The sequence below is a fragment of the Herbaspirillum sp. WGmk3 genome, from assembly GCF_023952535.1.
In the GTDB taxonomy this organism is placed as follows: domain Bacteria; phylum Pseudomonadota; class Gammaproteobacteria; order Burkholderiales; family Burkholderiaceae_D; genus Herbaspirillum; species Herbaspirillum huttiense.
In genome coordinates this window covers 202,241-221,708 of record NZ_JAKYWT010000001.1, presented here as the reverse complement: position 1 = coordinate 221,708, position 19,468 = coordinate 202,241, and the positions used below count along the sequence as shown (strand labels likewise).

At 63.0% G+C, this 19,468-nt stretch carries 16 protein-coding genes; 10 read left to right on the top strand and 6 right to left on the bottom strand.

Annotation, left to right across the window (positions count from 1 at the left end; translation table 11 throughout):
• Positions 1 to 65: 65 nt before the first annotated feature.
• On the bottom strand, positions 66 to 1,697 hold the full coding sequence (locus MKD49_RS00905; protein ID WP_252695181.1) for an NAD(P)/FAD-dependent oxidoreductase: 1,632 nt from the start codon (positions 1,695 to 1,697) through the stop codon (positions 66 to 68).
• Positions 1,697 to 3,208 carry a polyamine aminopropyltransferase gene (locus MKD49_RS00900; RefSeq protein ID WP_252695180.1) on the bottom strand — a complete coding sequence of 504 codons (1,512 nt, stop codon included), beginning with the start codon at positions 3,206 to 3,208 and terminating at the stop codon, positions 1,697 to 1,699. The genes MKD49_RS00905 and MKD49_RS00900 overlap by 1 nt, the downstream gene beginning before the upstream one ends.
• Before the next feature lie 54 nt (positions 3,209 to 3,262).
• Between MKD49_RS00900 and MKD49_RS00895 the strand changes: the two genes are divergently transcribed.
• The 5 genes from MKD49_RS00895 to MKD49_RS00875 all read left to right on the top strand — a co-directional run bounded on the left by MKD49_RS00895 (position 3,263) and on the right by MKD49_RS00875 (position 7,940).
• Positions 3,263 to 3,649, top strand: a complete 387-nt coding sequence (locus tag MKD49_RS00895; RefSeq protein WP_039785084.1) for a DUF350 domain-containing protein — start codon at positions 3,263 to 3,265, stop codon at positions 3,647 to 3,649.
• Between the two features lie 39 nt (positions 3,650 to 3,688).
• The gene (locus MKD49_RS00890; protein WP_204726669.1) at positions 3,689 to 4,726 is read left to right on the top strand and encodes an SPFH domain-containing protein; all 1,038 of its coding nucleotides are present in this window, start codon (positions 3,689 to 3,691) and stop codon (positions 4,724 to 4,726) included.
• 77 nt (positions 4,727 to 4,803) lie between these two features.
• Positions 4,804 to 6,243: a DUF4178 domain-containing protein gene (locus MKD49_RS00885; RefSeq protein WP_252695179.1), complete on the top strand. Its 1,440-nt coding sequence runs from the start codon at positions 4,804 to 4,806 to the stop codon at positions 6,241 to 6,243.
• Between the two features lie 157 nt (positions 6,244 to 6,400).
• Positions 6,401 to 6,787: an adenosylmethionine decarboxylase gene (gene speD, locus MKD49_RS00880; RefSeq protein WP_121041987.1), complete on the top strand. Its 387-nt coding sequence runs from the start codon at positions 6,401 to 6,403 to the stop codon at positions 6,785 to 6,787.
• Positions 6,788 to 6,938: 151 nt separating this feature from the next.
• Positions 6,939 to 7,940, top strand: coding sequence for a DUF4178 domain-containing protein (locus MKD49_RS00875; protein ID WP_252695178.1), 1,002 nt, complete (start codon positions 6,939 to 6,941; stop codon positions 7,938 to 7,940).
• 11 nt (positions 7,941 to 7,951) lie between these two features.
• Here the strand turns inward: MKD49_RS00875 and MKD49_RS00870 are convergent, their stop codons facing one another.
• Positions 7,952 to 8,860, bottom strand: a complete 909-nt coding sequence (locus MKD49_RS00870) for a LysR family transcriptional regulator (RefSeq protein ID WP_204726667.1) — start codon at positions 8,858 to 8,860, stop codon at positions 7,952 to 7,954.
• A gap of 252 nt (positions 8,861 to 9,112) precedes the next feature.
• Between MKD49_RS00870 and aceB the strand changes: the two genes are divergently transcribed.
• On the top strand, positions 9,113 to 10,699 hold the full coding sequence (aceB, locus tag MKD49_RS00865; RefSeq protein WP_039785093.1) for a malate synthase A: 1,587 nt from the start codon (positions 9,113 to 9,115) through the stop codon (positions 10,697 to 10,699).
• 143 nt (positions 10,700 to 10,842) lie between these two features.
• Here the strand turns inward: aceB and MKD49_RS00860 are convergent, their stop codons facing one another.
• The 3 genes from MKD49_RS00860 to ispD form a co-directional block, all read right to left on the bottom strand.
• Positions 10,843 to 11,049 (bottom strand): cold-shock protein, encoded by a 207-nt coding sequence (locus tag MKD49_RS00860; protein ID WP_006464465.1) that lies wholly within the window; start codon positions 11,047 to 11,049, stop codon positions 10,843 to 10,845.
• 316 nt (positions 11,050 to 11,365) lie between these two features.
• Positions 11,366 to 11,869 carry a 2-C-methyl-D-erythritol 2,4-cyclodiphosphate synthase gene (gene ispF / locus MKD49_RS00855; RefSeq protein WP_252695177.1) on the bottom strand — a complete coding sequence of 168 codons (504 nt, stop codon included), beginning with the start codon at positions 11,867 to 11,869 and terminating at the stop codon, positions 11,366 to 11,368.
• Positions 11,866 to 12,606, bottom strand: coding sequence for a 2-C-methyl-D-erythritol 4-phosphate cytidylyltransferase (gene ispD, locus MKD49_RS00850; protein ID WP_252695176.1), 741 nt, complete (start codon positions 12,604 to 12,606; stop codon positions 11,866 to 11,868). The genes ispF and ispD overlap by 4 nt, the downstream gene beginning before the upstream one ends.
• 197 nt (positions 12,607 to 12,803) lie before the next feature.
• On the opposite strand from ispD, the gene mfd reads away from it, so the two are divergent.
• From mfd to MKD49_RS00830, 4 genes are all read left to right on the top strand, one after another.
• Entirely contained in the window at positions 12,804 to 16,241 is a 3,438-nt protein-coding gene (gene mfd, locus MKD49_RS00845; RefSeq protein ID WP_252695175.1) for a transcription-repair coupling factor, read from the top strand.
• 40 nt (positions 16,242 to 16,281) lie between these two features.
• Positions 16,282 to 17,166 carry a phosphoserine phosphatase SerB gene (serB, locus tag MKD49_RS00840; protein ID WP_134136032.1) on the top strand — a complete coding sequence of 295 codons (885 nt, stop codon included), beginning with the start codon at positions 16,282 to 16,284 and terminating at the stop codon, positions 17,164 to 17,166.
• 37 nt (positions 17,167 to 17,203) lie between these two features.
• Complete coding sequence (locus tag MKD49_RS00835; protein ID WP_034337781.1) at positions 17,204 to 17,566, top strand: membrane protein; 363 nt, start codon at positions 17,204 to 17,206, stop codon at positions 17,564 to 17,566.
• A 257-nt stretch (positions 17,567 to 17,823) separates the two neighbouring features.
• Complete coding sequence (locus MKD49_RS00830; RefSeq protein WP_121041977.1) at positions 17,824 to 19,449, top strand: methyl-accepting chemotaxis protein; 1,626 nt, start codon at positions 17,824 to 17,826, stop codon at positions 19,447 to 19,449.
• The last annotated feature ends 19 nt before the right edge of the window (positions 19,450 to 19,468 follow it).

The window sequence follows — 19,468 nt, the reverse complement described above, 5'->3', positions numbered from 1 at the left end:
TGGCTGCGGACCCATGACAAACGGCCCCTCGCGGGCCGTTTGTCATTCCAGCGACGGCTGCAGCGTCAGGTCTTCAGCGCTTTGAGCGCGGCCTGATAGCCCCACCAGCTGGCTTCTTCAAACAGCGAAAAACCGGACAGGTCGGCATGCGCGAAGAGGATCTTGCCGTCTGCCTGCTGCAATTTTTTCAGTCCCGCATTGCTGCGGAAACCGGGCGTGGGGATCGCCATCGCATGTGCCCGCAGCGTGATATCCACGCGCTCCACCGCAGCACCGAATTGCCAGCCATATGCCTGCTGCAAGTCTTCCATGGCCAGTGCCAGCAACTGGGCCGGCGTGGCCTGGTCCATCCAGCGCCGGGCCTGATCCGGGGCCAGATGCGTCAGCGCCACATAGGAGGTGAATACCGTCTGTTGCGGCGGATGGACGCGGATATCCTGATGGGTCGAAACGACATAGCCCAGGCCCGGTTCACGCTGGACCACGTTATCCCAGGACAGCGGTGCCTCGGGTTTTTCCTTGGGGAAGCGCTTGAGCAGGAAGTTGGCCACCAGCCACGGCGCGCGGGCCGGCAGGTGCTGCGCGGGATCGAAGCCCAGCGTGGCCATGGCCGGTGTGATGCGCGCCGCGACAAACAGCGGCATGGCGCAGACGGCCTTGCGCGCGCGCAGCAGGAAGCTGGTGGCCTGGCCATCGCGCAGGACCATGCAAAGCGCTTCGATTCCACGCGAAGTTTCTTGCAGCTGCAGCACCGTGCCGGGGCGGCGGCGCGGGCCGATGCGGCGCGCCAGTCCCTCGGCCAGCGGCTGCAAGCCCCCCGGCCAGGTCAGCCAGGCGCCGTCGGCGGCATTGGCCGCCTGGCCGCTGCGGCTGCAGAAATAATGCAGGCCGGCCCAGGCCGAGACTTGGTCGTAGCGTGCGCCGTAGTCGTCACGGCAACCGTAGTTGGCCAGCCAGTGCAGGGCAGGGGAGCGATAGCCTTCCTGCTCCAGCCATTGCCGCATGGTGATGCGGTCCAGCGCCAGCCAGCGCGGGTCGTCCGAGGCCTGCGCGGACGGCAGCATGAACGCGCGCCGGCCCCGGGCATCGCGGCTGGCGCGCAGGCTGTCCATGCTGCGGTTGAAACGATCCAGCTCTTCCTGTTCGCCCGGCTGCAAGGGCGGCAGCAGGCCTTCGTACCAGTGCCCCTCGACCAGCAGCCGTTCATCCGGCGCGTGCAGCAGATAACGTTCGTCGTAATAGGGGCGCTCGGCCTGGGCGTCGCGCAGGATCACGCCCAGGTCGGCGAGAATTTCGCGCACGTGCAGGCATTCCTGCGAGGGCAGCGGCAGATAGTGGGCCCCGGTCGGGCAGGCGTATTCACCGGCCTGGCCGTAGCGGGCCCCGGCGGCATTGCCGTCGGCTTCCGGGCCGTCGATCACGAGAAAATCCTGATGGCCCGAGCGTTCCAGCTTCCAGGCTGCGGTCAGGCCGGCTACGCCGGAGCCGAGGATGGCGATGTCGGTCTCGATGATCTCCGAAGGGACCGGCAGGCGGCCGGGATGCCTGGCCAGATCGCGCAGGAAGTGGCCTTCCGCGCGGCCCGGTGTGCGAATGCCGGGATCGACTTCCCGCCATTTCTGCAGGACGCCACCCGCGCCCAGCGTGGCCGCGCCCGCCGCCACCGCTGCGCCCAGAATGAAGCTGCGCCGCTGCATCAGCGCACCACCTGATGCCAGTCCTGCTCGAAGTAGCGCACCAGCGACTGGTTGTTGAGCCGGTTGGACTCGACCTCCACACGCGGCATGTCGGGCGGGAAGCGGAACATCTCGGCCGTGGTGGCCCCGTTGAGATAGCGCATCGGCTGCGCATAGGTGGTGGGTGGAACGTAATCTCGCTGCGGCGAGGCCAGGATGAAGCCCCATTCACCGAAGGATGGTACGTAGAGGTGATAGGGATAGGTCTTCCATTGCGCCTCGCGCAGCGTGGCGTCGATGGACCAGTAGGCATGCGGGGCGAAATAGGGCGAAGTCGCCTGCACCACGATCAGGCCATTGGCCGAGATGTGCTTCTTGAGCACGCCGTAGAACGGCACCGAGAACAGTTTGCCCAGCGCAAAACTGGAAGGATCGGGGAAGTCGACGATGGCCAGGTCGAAGGTCTGCGTACTGTTCTGCAACCACACGGCCGCATCGGCATTGATGATCTTCACGCGCGGATCGGACAACGCGCCCCTGTTCAGCGCCACCAGTTCCGGACGTTGCCGGAAGGCTTGCGTCATCGCCGGATCGAGATCCACCAGCGTCACCTTGCGGATACCGGGATGGCGCAGGATTTCGCGCAGGGCCAGTCCGTCGCCTCCGCCCAGCACCAGCACTGACCGCGCCCAGGGCAGGGTGGCCAGGGCCGGATGCACCAGGGCTTCGTGATAGCGGTATTCGTCACGTGAAGAAAACTGCAGATTGCCATTGATGTAGAGCCGCAGATCATCCTTCCAGCGGGTGATCACCAGGCGCTGGTAGGGGGTGCTGGTGGAATAGATGACTTCATCGCCGTACATGCCATGTTCGCCCCATTGCACCAGCCGGTCCGAGGCGGCAAAGCCGGTTCCCAGCAGGAACAGCACCAGGCAGGCCCGCAGCAACTGCCGCTGTGCCTGCTTCAGTTCGGCGCGGAAGACGTAGATGGTCCACAAGCCCACGGCCACATTGCTCATCCCGAACAGGAAGCCGGTGCGCGTGAGGCCCAGATGCGGCGCCAGTACCAGCGGAAACAGCAGCGACACGGCCAGTGCACCCAGATAGTCGAAGGTCAGCACCGTGCTCACCAGTTCGCGGAAGGCGGTCTGGCGGGCATTGAGGGCGCGCATGACCAGCGGCACTTCCATGCCCACCAGTGCGCCGATCAGGAACACCACGCTGTAGAGCAGGATGCGAAAAGGCGCTGCCGACCACGAGAAGGAGAGAAACAGCAGCGCCGCCGAGAGGCCGCCGATCAGTCCCACCATGATCTCGATGTCCACGAAGCGCGCCAGCACGTCTTCATCCTTGACGTATTTGGAGACATGCGCGCCCACCCCCATGGCAAACAGATAGCAGCCGATGATGGTGGAGAACTGCAGCACCGAGTCCCCCAGCAGGTAGCTCGACAGTGCGCCTGCAATCAGTTCGTAGGCGAGGCCGCACGAGGCGACCACGAAAATCGACAACACCAGTATTCTGTTGATCATGAATTTTTTTATGGCTTAATATGCAGGTCTTGATGCCACCACGCGAGAATCGTTTTGCCTGCCATCCTCAACTACGCGCTTCATCTCTTGCTGGCCGCTATTCTATTGGCGGTCTTTTTCAAGGTATATACCTGGGTCACTCCTTATGATGAAGTCTTGTTGATCCGACAAGGCAACCGTGCTGCGGCGATGTCGCTGGGAGGTGCCATGGGCGGCTTCTCGCTCACCATCGCCTCCTCCATCTTGCATACCAACGATTACCAGCAATTCTTTGCCTGGGCAGCCGGTGCGCTGGTGGTGCAACTGCTGGCTTATCTGGTGACCACGCGCGGACTGCGCATTTCACGCGAACATATCGAAACCGACAATGTCGCGTTCGGTGGCCTGATGGGCACGATCTCACTGTGCATCGGGGCCATCAATGCGGCCTGCATTTCCTGACCTCTTCGTTGTTCATCCTTCATCCCCCCGGAGTACCGCATGAATCTCGGATCATTCATCAAGAAGCAATTCATCGATGTCCTGCAATGGAATGAGGACCAGGAAGGCGTGCTGGCCTGGCGCTATCCGATGCAGGACTTTGAAATCCAGAATGGTGCCACCCTGACGGTGCGCGAATCGCAGCTGGCGGTCTTCGTCAACGAGGGCCAGGTTGCCGATATCTTCACCCCCGGCAATTACACGCTCACCACCCGCACCCTGCCGGTGCTGACCAACCTGAAGAATTGGGACAAGCTGTTCGAGTCTCCCTTCAAGTCGGATGTCTATTTCTTCAGTACCCGCCTGCAGACCGGTCGCAAGTGGGGCACGCCGCAGCCGATCACGATCCGCGACAAGGATTTCGACATGATCCGCGTGCGTGCCTTTGGCATGTACTCGTATGCCCTGTCGGATCCGCGCGTGTTCTTCTCGCGCATCAGCGGCACCCGCGAGGTGTACACCCGCGAAGACTTTGAAGACCAGCTGCAGGGCATCCTGCTCTCCACGCTGGCCAATTCCCTGGGCAATGCGCAGAGCGCCTTCCTCGACCTGGCGGCCAACCAGACGCTCATGGCCAACACGGTGCGCGACGCCATGGCCCTGAGTTTTGCGCAATACGGCCTGACGCTGGACCAGTTCAACATCGCCAGCTTCAATCTGCCGGATGACCTGCAAGTGGCGCTGGACCAGCGCATCGCGGCCGGCATGAAGGGCGGGCTGGATGCCGCCAAGGCCGCCGGATATGCGCGCGTCCAGGCGGCCGAGGCAATTCCGATTGCGGCCGGCAATGAAGGTGGCCTGGCAGGACTGGGGGCTGGATTGGCCACGGGCGTCTCGATGGGGCAGGTCATGGCCGATGCCCTGGGGACTGGCGCAGCGGGTGCTCAGGGCCACGCCGCCGCCGCTCCTGCGGCCGCCGCCGGCCCGACACCCGCGGAGCGGCTGGGCCAGTTGAAGCAGTTGCTGGATCAAGGCCTGATCAGCGCCGCCGATTACGATGCCGCCAAAGCCGAGATCCTGAAGAAACTGATCGGCTGAAGGTGCGCCTGCATTTTCCCCACATGCTTCCCGCCGGCAGGCGGGCCTGCGCCTGCCGGCGCTTCTCTGGTTGACTCATGCAGACAGCAAGCTGCCCCAATTGCGGGGCACCCACTGAATTCAAGTCGCTGGCCTCGGTCATGGCGGTGTGCAGCTATTGCCGCACCACCGTCTACAAGGACGGCTCGGCTGCCCACACGCTGGGGCAGGTCTCCGAGGTGCTCGACGATTATTCGCCCATCCAGATCGGCACCAGCGGATTCATCGAGGGCCAGGCGTTCACCGTGGTCGGACGCATCCAGCTGCAATATGACGGCGGCTTGTGGAACGAATGGGCCCTGCAGGTCGGCGACGGCCAGCAGGAATGGTGGCTCTCGGATGCCTCAGGGCTCTATACCGTGACCCGGCGCACCGCCGCCACGCAAACCTGGCCGCGTTTCGACGAACTCAAGCCGCTGACCCGCGTGGAGATCGGCGGCATCCCCCATGTGGTGGGCGATGTGCGGACCGCCCGTTGTACCGGCGGCCAGGGCGAACTGCCGCTGGGGCTGCGCGACGGATGGCAGGCGCGCGTAGCGGACCTGCATGTGGCGGATCGCTTCGTCACGCTGGATTTCTCCGATGAGGAAGTGCCGGTGCTGTACCAGGGCAAGAGCGTCACGCTGGAATCGCTTAAATGTGAATTCCTGCGCGACGACGATACCGTGCGCGCCGGGAGCTATCGCTATCAGGGCAAGCTGGGGTCGATGACCTGCCCCTCATGCGGCACCGCCATTCGCTTCCTGCCGCGCCAGACCGAACACCTGGTGTGCCAGTCCTGTCACAGCCAGATCGCACTGACCGGCGTCAAGGCCGAGGTGGTGGCCGCACAAGAGAAGATCGCGGCGGCCGCGCTGACGCTGGAACTGGGTACGCAGGCCACCATTTCCGGTGCCAGGTTCGAAGTCATCGGCGCCATGCGGCGTACCGATGATGACGAGCAGTGGACCGAATACCTCCTGCACAACGAACGGCGCGGCTTTCTCTGGCTGGTCGAAGCCGACGAGGGCTGGAGTACCGCGTCGGTGCTCCAGATCTGGCCGGACATGTCGGGTGCGGATGGTGTCACGCAGGGCCGCTTGCGCCTGCCCTTGCAATACGAATTCGAGGCACGGGTCACTTATGCGGTCGGTGCCTTCAACTGGAAGGTATCCGTGGACGACGTCACGCGCGTGCTCCAGTACGGCAAAGGGAGCAAGAGCATGACGCTGGAAGTGACGGCAGAGGAAGCCACCTGGTCCGAAGCCAAGCCGGTCTCGCCCGACCAGCTCAAGGCCTGGCTAGGCAAGGAAGTCGCGTCCGAGACTGCGCGCGCTGCACCGGGCATGTCCTTCATGACCCTGGCGCACGTGATGGCGGTCCTCTTCGTGATCCTGAATTGCATTCCTATCCTTGGCTACGATCATTTCTGGAGTGGCCTCATTACCTTGACCCTGATCTACGCCCCGGCCTACAAGCTCGACGGGAATGATTTCTGATGAAGATCCTCTTCGTGCTCTACGCCTTGTTCATCATCGCGATATCGACGCTGTACAACTGGGGCTCGACCAGCTTCTCCAGTTCGCGCTCGTCCTCCGGCAGCAGCTGGTCGTCCTCCAGTTCGGGCGGATCCTGGGGCGGCGGAGGTGGGCACAAGTGAGCGCCAACGCCTTCCCCGCCCGTGGCCAGCATCTGCTGGCCGATCTGGATGGCATCGACGCTGCGCGTCTGTGCGATCCCGTGGCGATCGAATCCCTCTTGCGGCAGGCGGCGGCTCATGCCGGGGCGACCGTGCTGCAGGGCCATTTTCATCACTTCGGGCCGCAGCAGGGCGTCACCGGCGTGCTGTTGCTGGCCGAATCCCACCTTTCCATTCATACCTGGCCGGAAGCGCGCTTTGCTGCGCTCGACATTTTCCTTTGCGGCGCATTGCAGGTGGAACAGGCCCTGGAGATCATCGTGGCGGGGCTTCAACCTGAACAGCTGCATCGCCAGCTGATCGAGCGTCAGGTACGCCTGCTGCCGATGGCGACGTGCGCCTGACATATCACGGGTATTGATCAGGGTTGCAGTAGTCACGCTGCAAACCAGGCTGGGCGCGGTTCCGGCGATGATCGACAAGGCCGGAATTTCGTTGGTCAGGCCATTTTCTTTGTCTTAAGATGCGCGCTTTTCTTTCTGCCAAGCGTGAATCATGTGGACTGTCACTTGCCCGTCCTGCGAGAAGTTCGTCGGATTCCACAGCCTGGCCTCGACCATGGCGGTGTGCGTGTACTGCCGCGCCGTGGTCGACAGGCGCAATCAGAAGACCCGTGGCGTCTCCAGGATGCCGGCCTTGGCAAAGGGTGCCGCTCCGCTGCCGATCGGCCGAACGGGCTGCTTCGAAGGGCGCGCCTTCAGCATCGTGGGACAACGCCAGTGGCGAGCTGGCGCGCGTGTCTGGAACCAGTGGTGGCTGAAGATGCAGGGCGACTCGCTGGAATGGCGCTTGCTGGAAGCCGGGGGACGCTACGCCATCGTCTCCCGGGTCGATCTTGAGCAAGCCTTGCCGAGATTCGATCAACTCAAGCCACGCATGCGCGTGAAGTTATTCGACCGAAGCTGGGTGGTCAGTGCGGTGCGCGATGTTGCTTGCAGCGGTGGCGAGGGCGAATGGGCCATGACCCGGTCTGCTCGGCAGCGCGCGCGCATGGTCGATCTGGAGGCGGGCGATGGCGTCCTGATGCTGGACTATTCGCTCGGCGATACGCCCGTGCTTTATCTGGGAAAGCGGATGGCGCTGGAGGCGCTGATCAGTCTGCCTGAACCCGCCGCACAACAGGAACCCGTTCCCTCGCACGGTGTGGCCACACATCCGTCGATCGAGGACATCGAACTGAGTCCGATGGGATGGGCGTATACGTTGGTGGTGTGCTACCTGGTGATGACCCTGAGCTTTTACTGGGCCAGCGATTTCATCTGGAGCATGCGCCAGACCTGGGTATTCCTGCTGACCTTGGCCGCGATGTATCTGCCTGCGCGCTTGCTGAAGGCGATGGGAGAAAAAGGGCAGGCCCAATCCGTGCTGCGAGGCTACGCGATCTATGCGGTCATCGTCACGTGCGTGGCCCTCGTCCATCAAATGATTCAGGCAGAGGAAGAGGACTACTCAGTCTCCTCAGGCAGTAGCTGGGGCGGCAGCGCGGGACACAAGTGAGCCGTCAGGGATCAGGGGCGCTGCTTCCAGTAGTCCGGCTGCGCATAGGCGTGCCGCAGAAAATCCACGAAGGCGCGAATGCGCAGCGGCAGGTGCCGACGCTGCGCAAACACCGCGTAGATGGAGGGGGCCGGGGCGGCGAATTTGTCCAGCACGGTCACCAGTTCGCCGGCTTCGATGGCCGCGCCGACTTCCCACATCGAACGCCAGGCCAGGCCGCGTCCGGCCAGCGCCCAGTTGTGCAGCACCTCGCCATCATTGCAGACCATGTTGCCGCCGACCTTGTAGACGCTGACCTTGCCCGATTGCTTGAGCGTCCAGCCGCGCTGGCTGCCTTCGCTGCTCATGGCCAGGCAGTTGTGGCGCACCAGCTCATCAGGGCTGGCCGGCGTGCCGTGACGGCGCAGGTAGGAGGGCGCAGCGACGATCACCCGATGGTTCTCGGCCAGCTTCACGCTCACCAGGTTGGAGTCGGTCAGGGTGGCGATGCGGATGGCGACGTCGATGCCTTCCCCGATGACGTCGGCGATGCGGTCGTTCAGGTTGAGCGTGAGGGTGACATCGCGGTGCTCGGCCAGGAAGGAGGGGACCAGCGGTGCCACGTGCTGGCGGCCGAATCCGGCCGGGGCCGAGATCAGCAGTTGCCCGCTGGCGCGCGCGCTGCGTTCGGACACCGCCGATTCGGCATCTTCCAGGTCGGCCAGGATACGCTGGCAGTCTTCCAGGAAGGCCGCGCCTTCGTTGGTCAGCACGATCTTGCGCGTGGTCCGCTGCAGCAGTTTCACGCCCAGGCGCTCCTCCAGCGCATCCAGCCTCCGGCCTATCATGGCCGGGGCGATGCCCTCGGCGCGGGCGGCCGCCGACAGGCTGCCCCGGGCGGCCACCTCGGCAAAGGTCGAAATCTGCTTGAACTGGTCCATGCCTGCACTCTCCAAACGCCTGAAAACAGGCGGCAAAGCCGCGCCGGAACTGGTGCGGCGGGTTGCAGCCATTATCGGCTCACTTGTGACTAAAACGCAAAGATAAATTGATAAAAGCTTTCACTCATATCGATTTGGTTTAAATATACTGCGTACATAAAGTGTCTGATGCGATGCAAAAAGCTGCACGGTCTCAGGCACAATCATGAAAACAAGATCACCCAGTCCATTTTTCTTTTTGAGGAGTCCAGCATGACGCAACTGAAGCTGCCCACCGGCATGGAAATCTCCGGCGAGATCAAGCCGGGTTACGAGAACGTCCTGACCTTTGAAGCCCTGTCGCTGGTCGCCAAGCTCTCGCGCGCCTTCGAAGGCCGTCGCCAGGAACTGCTGGCCGCCCGTGCCGAGCGCGTCAAGCGCCTGGACGCCGGCGAGCGCCCCGACTTCCTGAAGGAAACCGAATCCATCCGCAGCGGCGACTGGAAGATCGCCCCCATCCCCGAGGCCCTGAAGTGCCGCCGTGTGGAAATCACCGGCCCGGTCGAACGCAAAATGGTCATCAACGCCTTCAACTCGGGCGCCGACAGCTACATGACCGACTTCGAGGATTCCAACTCCCCGGTGTGGGACAACCAGATCAGCGGCCAGATCAATCTGTATGACGCGATCCGCCGCACCATCTCGCTGGAATCGAACGGCAAGAGCTACAAGCTCAACGACAAGATCGCCACCCTGGTGGTGCGTCCGCGCGGCTGGCACCTGGATGAAAAGCACGTCACCCTGGACGGCAAGCGCATTTCCGGCGGCATCTTCGACTTCGCCCTGTTCCTGTTCCACAACGCCAAGGAACAGCTGGCACGCGGTGCCGGCCCGTACTTCTACCTGCCCAAGATGGAGTCGCACCTGGAAGCGCGGCTGTGGAACGACATCTTCGTGATGGCGCAGAATGAAGTCGGCCTGCCGCAAGGCACCATCAAGGCCACCGTGCTGATCGAGACCATCACTGCCGCCTTCGAGATGGAAGAAATCCTGTACGAGCTGCGCGAGCACAGCGCGGGCCTGAACGCCGGCCGTTGGGACTACATCTTCTCCTGCATCAAGAAGTTCAAGAACGACAAGGACTTCTGCCTGGCCGATCGCGCCAAGGTCACCATGACTTCGCCCTTCATGCGCGCCTACGCCCTGCTGCTGCTGAAGACCTGCCACAAGCGCGGTGCCCCGGCCATCGGCGGCATGAGCGCGCTGATCCCGATCAAGAACGATCCGGAAAAGAACGCCATCGCCATGCAAGGCATCATCAACGACAAGCGCCGCGACGCCACCGACGGTTACGACGGCGGCTGGGTGGCGCACCCGGGCCTGGTCGAAGCTTCCATGAAGGAATTCGTGGCCGTGCTGGGCGACAAGCCCAACCAGTTCGAAAAGCAGCGTCCGGACGTCGAGGTCAAGGCGGCCGACCTGCTGAACTTCCAGCCCGAAACCCCGATCACCGAAGCCGGCCTGCGCTACAACATCAACGTCGGCATCCACTACCTGGGTGCCTGGCTGGCCGGCAACGGTTGCGTGCCCATCCACAACCTGATGGAAGATGCGGCCACCGCCGAAATCAGCCGTGCCCAGGTGTGGCAGTGGATCCGCAGCGCCAAGGGCAACCTGGAAGACGGCCGCAAGGTCACCGCCGACATGGTGCGCGCGATGATTCCGGAAGAGCTGGCCAAGGTGAAGCAAGTGGCAGGCGATGGTCCGACCTACGACCGCGCGGCCAAGATCTTTGAAGAAATGTCCACTTCCGAGACCTTCGCCGAGTTCCTGACGCTGCCGCTGTACGAAGAAATCTGATTCAGATCCGCTTCAGCGCAAATGAAAATCCCCGCCACTCGCAAGAGGGCGGGGATTTTTTTGATGCGCATCGCTTCACTTCATCAAAGTGAAGGACGAAAAAAATCCCCGACGAGTCGGGGATTTTTTATCAGCTTGAAAGCTTAAGCAGCCGGAACGATGTTCGAAGCTTGCTTGCCCTTCGGGCCGGTGGTCACTTCGAAGGAAACGCGTTGGTTTTCCTTCAGGGACTTGAAGCCATTCGACTGAATAGCCGAGAAGTGAGCGAACAGATCTTCGCCACCTTCATCGGGAGTGATGAAACCAAAACCCTTTGCATCGTTGAACCACTTGACGGTACCAGTTGCCATTACGGACTCCTAAATTTAATTGATTGGGGCTTGCGCCCGGCTCTTTATCGTTACTCGGGAGGAATGACAGCGAAGAACCGCACTACCAGCTCGAATCCTAACGACGCGACGATTATACTCATTAAATCGAGAATGCAAGCCATTTTCGGTACGAAACTTCCATTAAAAGTTTTAATGGCTGATTCTGGTGCTTTAGATTTCTTTCAGTGCCGGGAAATGGTGCGCAGAACCGGCTTCAATCCCTTGTCTGGTGCGGGTTTCGGCGTGTCAGTGAATGTCCTACGCGCGCCTGTCGGGAACTTTCTGACGCCGCTTTTCAGCCGTTTTGCCGGTGGATCAGCACAACCGCTTCGGTCGCAATCCCTTCTTCACGCCCCAAAAAGCCCATTTTTTCATTGGTTTTGGCCTTGATATTCACTTGCCCTTCAGAAATCCCGAGGTCGGCGGCGACGTTGGCCACCATGGACGGGATGTGCGGGGCCATCTTGGGCGCCTGGGCAATGATGGTGGCATCCACGTTGCCCACGGCATAGCCGGCGGTGGCGAGGCGCTTGGCGGCTTCGCGCAGCAGCACGCGCGAGTCGGCTCCCTTGAATTGCGGATCGGTATCGGGGAAATGGCGCCCGATGTCGCCCAGCGCCGCCGCACCGAAGAGCGCGTCGGTGATGGCGTGCAGCAGGGCGTCGGCATCCGAATGGCCCAGCAGGCCCTTTTTGTGCGGGATGGTGACGCCGCCCAGGATCAGCGGGCGGCCTTCCACCAGCGCGTGGCAGTCATAGCCCTGGCCGATGCGGAAAGGGAAGGGGGAAGAAGCGTTCATGCGTGCGGACCTTTCAGGAAGAATTCAGCCAGCGCGGCGTCCTGCGCCAGCGTGACCTTCAGATTGCGGGGGCTGCCCTCCACCAGGCGCGGACGCAAGCCCAGCATCTCGATGGCGCTGGCGTCGTCGGTGATCTCGCCCAAGCGGCCTTGTGCCTGCGCCTGCTGCAAGGCGCGCTGCAGCAGGGCATAGGGAAACATCTGCGGGGTCTGTGCCGCCCACAGGCCGGCGCGCGGCACAGTCTCCTGCGAGCGGGCAGGGGCGCCGCCATCGCCGCGCTTCAAGGTGTCGACGACCGGCACGGCCAGCAGGCCCCCGACTTCGTCGTCTGCCAGGGCATCCAGCAGGCGATCCAGCAGCGGCGCGTCCAAACCGGGGCGGGCGGCATCATGAACCAGCACCCGGTCGGCATCGGCCACCCGGTCACGGATGGCGTTGAGGCCATTGAAGACGCTGTCCTGGCGCGTCGGCCCGCCTACCCGCAGAATGCTCACGCGTTGCAACAAATCTGGCGTCATCAGGGAGTCAATCCAGCCATCCTCGGCACTGACCACCACGAAGGTATGGGCGATCCGTGGGTGGTCCGCGAAGGTCTGCAGCGCATGCAGCAGCATGGGTTTGCCTGCCAGCGGCATATATTGCTTGGGGATCTGGACGCCCATACGCGCGCCCACGCCTGCGGCGGGAATGAGCGCAAAGTGGCGGGGCGGGGAAGAAGCGGACTGCGAAGGGTTCATGCCATGCACCTAGCCCGACGCCCGCCTGGCGGCGGCTTGCGATGGGGCCTTCGTTTATAATGAGAGGCTGAATTCTAATGCCAATCCCTTGCAAGCGACCGGCATTTTGCGGCGCTGCCAGCATGGCCACCGCGGCCGGGCCTGCGCCGTTGCCTTGCTCGAATCAAGTCCAAACCAAGCCGATCCTCCCGATCCTGATGTCTTTTGACCCGAAAAAAAGCCTGCCCAAAGCAGGTGTGCGTTTCCAGCCTCCCGCCGTGCACGGTTCTGCCGATGCCTATCTGCTGGCCCAAGCCGCGCTGGCCCTCAAGGCCGAAGGCCGCATGCTGGCCGTGGTGGTGGCCGGGGCCACCGATGCCCAGCGCCTGCTGGCTGAAATCCCCTGGTTCCAGCCCAAGGAAGGCGAGCGCCTGCGTTGCCACCTGCTGCCGGACTGGGAAACGCTGCCCTATGACGCCTTCTCGCCGCACCAGGACCTGGTCTCCGAACGCCTGGCCACGCTCTATGAAGTGCAGTCCGGCCAGTGCGACCTGCTGATCGTGCCGGCCACCACAGCCTTGTTGCGCATGGCGCCGCCGCAGTTCCTGGCGGCCTATACCTTCTTCTTCAAGCAGGGCGAAAAGCTCGATGAGGGCAAGCTCAAGTCCCAGCTCACCCTGGCCGGTTACACCCACGTGGGCCAGGTCATGTCGCCGGGCGAATATTCAGTGCGCGGCGGGCTGATCGACATCTTCCCCATGGGCTCGGTGCTGCCCTATCGCCTGGACCTGTTCGGCGACACCATCGAGACCATCCGCACCTTCGACGCCGATACCCAGCGCTCGCTTTATCCGGTGCCCGAGGTACGCCTGCTGCCGGGCCGCGAATTCCCCATGGACGAGGCCTCGCGCCTGGCCTTCCGCAATCGCTGGCGTGAAGTGTTCGAGGGTGATCCGTCGCGCTCGGCCATCTACAAGGACATCGGCAACGGCATCGCCTCGGCGGGCATCGAATACTACCTGCCGCTGTTCTTCGAAGAGACGGCCACGCTGTTCCAGTACCTGCCGGCCAATGCCATGTTCGCCACCGTGGGCGACATCGAACAAGCCATCAAGCGCTTCTGGAGCGATACCCGCTCGCGTTGGACCTTCCTTCACGCCGACCGCGAGCGCCCGGTGCTGGAGCCGCGCGCCATCTACCTGGACGATGAAGATTTCTTCACCCTGCTGAAACCCCACGCCCGCTGGGTGCTCAAGACCGATGATGCGCCTTCGGCCATCTCGGCGCCGCTGCCCAACATCGCCGTGAACCGCCGCGCGGAAGACCCGCTGGTCAACCTGCGCAGCTTCCTGCTCAAGGGGGCCGAGCGCGTGCTGATCTGTGCCGAAAGCAATGGCCGGCGTGAAACCCTGCAGCAGTACTTTGCCGAATACGACCTGCATCCGGCGCTGTGCGATGACTGGAATGATTTCCTCTCCAGCAATGAGCCGCTGATGCTGGGTGTGGCCCCGCTGCACGCCGGCTTCGTCACCGCCGGCGGCCTGGCGCTGATTACCGAGACCGAGCTGTACGCCGGTAGCGGCCGCCGCGTGGGCAGCCGCAAGCAGCAGGCCGCCACCGATGTGGAATACATGGTGCGCGACCTGTCGGAATTGAAGATCGGCGACCCGGTGGTCCACAGCAGCCACGGCATCGGCCGCTACATGGGCCTGGTCAGCATGGACCTGGGGGAGGGAGAGACCGAGTTCCTGCATCTGGAATACGCCAAGGAGACCAAGCTCTACGTCCCGGTGTCGCAACTGCACGTGATCTCGCGCTACTCCGGCGCCTCGCCGGAAGACGCACCGCTGCACGCACTGGGCTCGGGCCAGTGGGAAAAGGCCAAGCGCAAGGCCGCCCAGCAGGTGCGCGATACGGCCGCCGAACTGCTGAACCTGTACGCCCGCCGCGCGCTGCGCCAGGGCCATGCCTTCCAGTATTCGGCACATGACTATGAAGCCTTCGCCGACAGTTTCGGTTTTGAGGAAACCGCCGACCAGGCCGCCGCCATCAATGCCGTCATCAAGGACATGACCGGCGGCAAGCCGATGGACCGCCTCATCTGCGGCGACGTCGGCTTCGGCAAGACCGAAGTGGCCCTGCGTGCCGCCTTCGTGGCGGTGATGGGCGGCAAGCAGGTCGCCATCCTGGCCCCGACCACGCTGCTGGCCGAACAGCATGCCGCCACCTTCGCCGACCGTTTCGCCAACTGGCCGGTCAAGATTGCCGAACTGTCGCGCTTCCGCACCGGCAAGGAAGTCACGCAAGCCATTAAGGGACTGGGCGATGGCACCATCGATATCGTCATCGGCACCCACAAGCTGCTCTCCGATGAAGTGAAGTTCTCGCGCCTGGGCCTGGTCATCATCGATGAAGAACACCGTTTCGGCGTACGCCAGAAGGAAGCCCTGAAATCGCTGCGCGCCGAGGTCGATGTGCTCACGCTGACCGCCACGCCGATCCCGCGTACGCTGGGCATGGCGCTGGAAGGCCTGCGCGATTTCTCGGTGATCGCCACCGCGCCGCAGAAGCGCCTGGCCATCAAGACCTTCGTGCGCGCCGAACAAGAATCGACCATCCGCGAAGCCTGCCTGCGCGAATTGAAACGCGGCGGCCAGGTCTACTTCCTGCACAACGAAGTGGAAACCATCGCCAACCGCAAGGCCGCGCTGGAGCAGCTTTTGCCGGAAGCGCGCATCGGCGTGGCGCACGGTCAGATGCACGAACGCGACCTGGAGAAGGTGATGCGCGACTTCGTGGCGCAGCGCTTCAACATCCTGCTCTGTACCACCATCATCGAGACCGGCATTGACGTGCCGACTGCCAACACCATCATCATGCATCGCGCCGACAAGTTCGGCCTGGCGCAGCTGCACCAATTGCGCGGCCGCGTCGGCCGTTCGCACCACCAGGCTTATGCCTACCTGCTGGTGCAGGATGTGCAGGGCTTGTCCAAGCAGGCGCAGCGCCGGCTGGAGGCGATCCAGCAGATGGAGGAACTGGGCAGCGGCTTCTATCTCGCCATGCATGACCTGGAAATTCGCGGTGCCGGCGAAGTGCTGGGCGACCATCAGTCGGGCGAGATCCACGAGATTGGTTTCCAGATGTATTCGGACATGTTGAACGAAGCCGTGCGCGCCCTGAAGGATGGACGCGAACCCGACCTTGCCGCACCGCTGTCGACCACCACCGAGATCAACCTGCATGCGCCCGCATTGCTGCCCAACGACTTTTGCGGCGATGTGCATGAGCGCCTGTCGCTCTACAAGCGCTTCGCCAACTGCGAGAAGGCCGACGCCATCGACGCCTTGCAGGAAGAACTGATCGATCGCTTCGGCAAGCTGCCCGATGCCGCCAAGGCCCTGATCGAAACGCACCGCCTGCGCATTGCCGCCAAGCCGCTGGGCATCATCAAGATCGATGCCCATTCCGAAGCGGCGCTGCTGCAGTTCGTTCCCAACCCGCCGATCGACGCCATGCGCATCATCGAGCTGGTGCAGAAGAATCGCCAGGTCAAACTGAATGGCCCCGACAAGCTGCGCATCACGGCCAACATGCCGGACCTGAATGCCCGCGTGCAGCAGGTCAAGGCGACCATGAAAGCACTCACCGGTTGAGTGCTTTTCTGGCCGCGCTACAACGAATCCCATCGCACCCATGAATCAACAGAACAACATGAACCTGATCCTGCAAGCCCCCAAGCAACACGCCGTGCCGTCTTCCGCCATCGAGTCCATCGCTGCCCTGGCCGGTGGCCGCGCCGAGCGCATTGCAGACGACCGCGTACCGGATGCCGATGCCTGGCGTGTGGCTGGCGTGAGCCAGAGCGATGCGCTCAAGGCCAGCATCGATGCGGCTTGCCTGCAGGCGCGCCTGGACTATGCCTTCATCGACGAGGGCCGCAAGCTGTCCGATTTCCGCCTGGTGGCCATGGACATGGATTCCACCCTCATCACCATCGAATGCATCGACGAGATCGCCGACATGCAGGGGTTGAAACCGCAGGTGGCCGAGATCACCGAAGCCGCCATGCGCGGCGAGATCGAGTTCAACGAAAGCCTGACCCGCCGTGTGGCATTGCTCAAGGGGCTGGACGCAGGTGCGTTGCAGCGTGTCTACGATGAGCGCCTGCAATTGTCGTTGGGCGCGGAAAACATGCTCAAGGCAGTGCAGGCCGCCGGCCTCAAGACACTGCTGGTCTCAGGCGGATTCACCTTCTTCACCGACCGCATGAAAGCACGCCTGAACCTGGACTACACCCACGCCAACACGCTGGAAGTGGCCGACGGCAAGCTCACCGGCAAGGTGGTCGGCGGCATCGTCAATGCCGACGAGAAGCGTGCAACGGTGGAGCGCATCTGCCGCGAGATCGGTGCCGAACCAAGCCAGGCCATCGTCATGGGCGATGGCGCCAATGACCTGCGCATGATGGGCATCTCGGGCCTGTCGGTGGCCTTCCGCGCCAAGCCGGTGGTGCGTGCCCAGGCCAGCGTGGGCTTGAATTTTGTGGGCTTGGACGGCATCTTGAACCTGCTGGCCTGACGTCGGGGCCGGCTTCCCCCTCATTTCAGGAGACGCGATGAACCAGGAACTGGTATTCGACCCACAGACCCAGACCGGCCGTGACCTCGTCTGGTGGCTCTACCTGGCGCATGCCGCCTGCCTGGTGTTTTCGCTGGGCATGCTGTCGTGGCTGCCCCTGATCGTCAATTACCTCAAGCGCGGCGACGTGCGCGATACCTTCCTTTACACCCACCATCGCTGGCAGATCCGTTCCTTCTGGTGGTACCTGTTCTGGCTGTTCGCCGGCGGCGTGCTGTGGGCCACGGTGATCGGAATCCCGGTGGCGATTCTGGTGTTCTCGCTGGCCTGGATCTGGAAAGCCTACCGCCTCATCAAGGGCTTCCTTGACCTGCAGGACAACAAGCCCATGCCGGTGTGATCCCGCCGATCGGCTGACGCACTCAAACGGCACCTGCGGGTGCCGTTTTTATTTCCTTCAGGCAAAGAATCATTGCGCAAGGGATAATAGTGATATTGAAAGATTTCAATGATAATCTCGAAGTATTACTAGGCCGCACTAATCCGCAACCGATCGCACTAGATGGCCCGGGTTAGCCACAGGCGAACTTTCGTTCATGCGCACCTCACGAAGGCGCGCCAGGGCGGGGTGCTCATTCCAAAGGGGGAAAACTGCGCATGAAGAACTGGACGATCAAGCAACGCATCCTCGGGAGCTTCGGGCTCATCCTGCTGCTGATGGCACTGATGGCCGGGATTTCGGCGGTCAACCTTGGCCACATCGAGAAGGGGGCGACGGCGCTGCGCAACGACTCCACCCCCGGTCTCTACTACAGCACCCAGATCAACGCTGCGTGGTACGAAAACCTGCTGATGACCCAGCAGATCATTCAGATCGATGCCAATGATGCCGAGCGCCAGGCTGACCTGGCACTGCTGCGCCGCAACGCCGAACGTCTCGACCGCTTGCAGGAAGATTACGACAAGACCATCTTCAGCGATGCTGACCGCAAGCTCTTCGAGCAATTCAAGGAGACGCGGCAGAAGTACCGTGCCGTCGTCAGCGAGGTGCTGAAGATGGACTTCAGCCAGCGCGCCCCGATCGACAAGATCGTCAACGAGCAGATTCGTCCGCAATGGCGTACCGGCTATCAACTGACGCAGCGCATGGTCGAGACCAACAAGGGCATCGCCGACGACGCCGCCCAGCGCATCGGCGATGCCGTCAACTCGGCCCAGTTCACCCTGATGAGCGCGCTGATGGCAGCGCTGCTGGTGGCGCTGGTGTGCGGTTTCTTCCTGATGCGCGCCATCAACGAGCCGCTGCAGAAGCTCATGGGCCTGCTCGACATCATGCGCTCGGGCGATTTCTCGCGTCGCGTGGCGCTGGACCGCAAGGATGAGTTTGGCGTGCTGGGCAACGGCTTCGACCGCATGACCGATGAGCTGACCGCGCTGGTTTCGCAGGCGCAGAAGTCCTCGGCACGCGTGGCGACGTCGGTCACCGAGATCGCCGCCACGGCCCGCCAGCAACAGGCCACCGCCGCCGAAACGGCTGCCACCACCACCGAGATCGGCGCGACCTCGCGCGAGATCCATGCAACCTCGCGTGACCTGGTGCGCACCATGAATGAAGTGTCGGTGGTTTCTGAACAGACTTCGGCGCTGGCCGGCAGCGGCCAGGCGGGCCTGACCCGCATGGGCGACACGATGCAGAATGTGATGGATGCGGCCGGGTCGGTCAGCGCCAAGCTGGCCATCCTCAACGAGAAGGCGGGCAACATCAACCAGGTCGTGACCACCATCACCAAGGTGGCCGACCAGACCAACCTGCTGTCGCTGAACGCCGCCATCGAGGCCGAGAAGGCCGGCGAGCATGGCCGCGGCTTCTCGGTGGTGGCCACCGAAATCCGCCGCCTGGCCGACCAGACTGCCGTGGCGACCTACGACATCGAAGTCATGGTCAAGGAAATCCAGTCGGCCGTGGCAGCCGGCGTCATGGGCATGGACAAGTTCTCCGACCAGGTACGGCGCGGCATGCAGGATGTGCAGACCGCCGGCAGCCAGTTGTCGCAGATCATTGCCCAGGTGCAGGCGCTCGCACCGCGCTTCCAGATCGTCAACGAAGGCATGCAGGCCCAGGCCAGCAGTGCCGAACAGATCAACCAGGCGCTGGTGCAGCTCTCCGAAGCGGCCCAGCAGACCGTGGAGTCGCTGCAGCAATCGAGCCAGGCCATCGACGAACTGAACGTGGTCTCCAACGAATTGCGCAATGGCGTCTCGCGCTTCAAGGTGACGGACTGAGCGCCGCACCGGTCCCGCC

Bases quoted from the DNA above. Each gene is read 5' to 3' on its own strand.
- MKD49_RS00905 (WP_252695181.1), bottom strand. From the start codon at position 1,697: ATGCAGCGGCGCAGCTTCATTCTGGGCGCAGCGGTGGCGGCGGGCGCG.
- MKD49_RS00900 (WP_252695180.1), bottom strand. From the start codon at position 3,208: ATGATCAACAGAATACTGGTGTTGTCGATTTTCGTGGTCGCCTCGTGC.
- MKD49_RS00890 (WP_204726669.1), top strand. From the start codon at position 3,689: ATGAATCTCGGATCATTCATCAAGAAGCAATTCATCGATGTCCTGCAA.
- MKD49_RS00885 (WP_252695179.1), top strand. From the start codon at position 4,804: ATGCAGACAGCAAGCTGCCCCAATTGCGGGGCACCCACTGAATTCAAG.
- MKD49_RS00875 (WP_252695178.1), top strand. From the start codon at position 6,939: ATGTGGACTGTCACTTGCCCGTCCTGCGAGAAGTTCGTCGGATTCCAC.
- MKD49_RS00870 (WP_204726667.1), bottom strand. From the start codon at position 8,860: ATGGACCAGTTCAAGCAGATTTCGACCTTTGCCGAGGTGGCCGCCCGG.
- aceB (WP_039785093.1), top strand. From the start codon at position 9,113: ATGACGCAACTGAAGCTGCCCACCGGCATGGAAATCTCCGGCGAGATC.
- MKD49_RS00860 (WP_006464465.1), bottom strand. From the start codon at position 11,049: ATGGCAACTGGTACCGTCAAGTGGTTCAACGATGCAAAGGGTTTTGGT.
- ispF (WP_252695177.1), bottom strand. From the start codon at position 11,869: ATGAACGCTTCTTCCCCCTTCCCTTTCCGCATCGGCCAGGGCTATGAC.
- ispD (WP_252695176.1), bottom strand. From the start codon at position 12,606: ATGAACCCTTCGCAGTCCGCTTCTTCCCCGCCCCGCCACTTTGCGCTC.
- mfd (WP_252695175.1), top strand. From the start codon at position 12,804: ATGTCTTTTGACCCGAAAAAAAGCCTGCCCAAAGCAGGTGTGCGTTTC.
- serB (WP_134136032.1), top strand. From the start codon at position 16,282: ATGAATCAACAGAACAACATGAACCTGATCCTGCAAGCCCCCAAGCAA.
- MKD49_RS00835 (WP_034337781.1), top strand. From the start codon at position 17,204: ATGAACCAGGAACTGGTATTCGACCCACAGACCCAGACCGGCCGTGAC.
- MKD49_RS00830 (WP_121041977.1), top strand. From the start codon at position 17,824: ATGAAGAACTGGACGATCAAGCAACGCATCCTCGGGAGCTTCGGGCTC.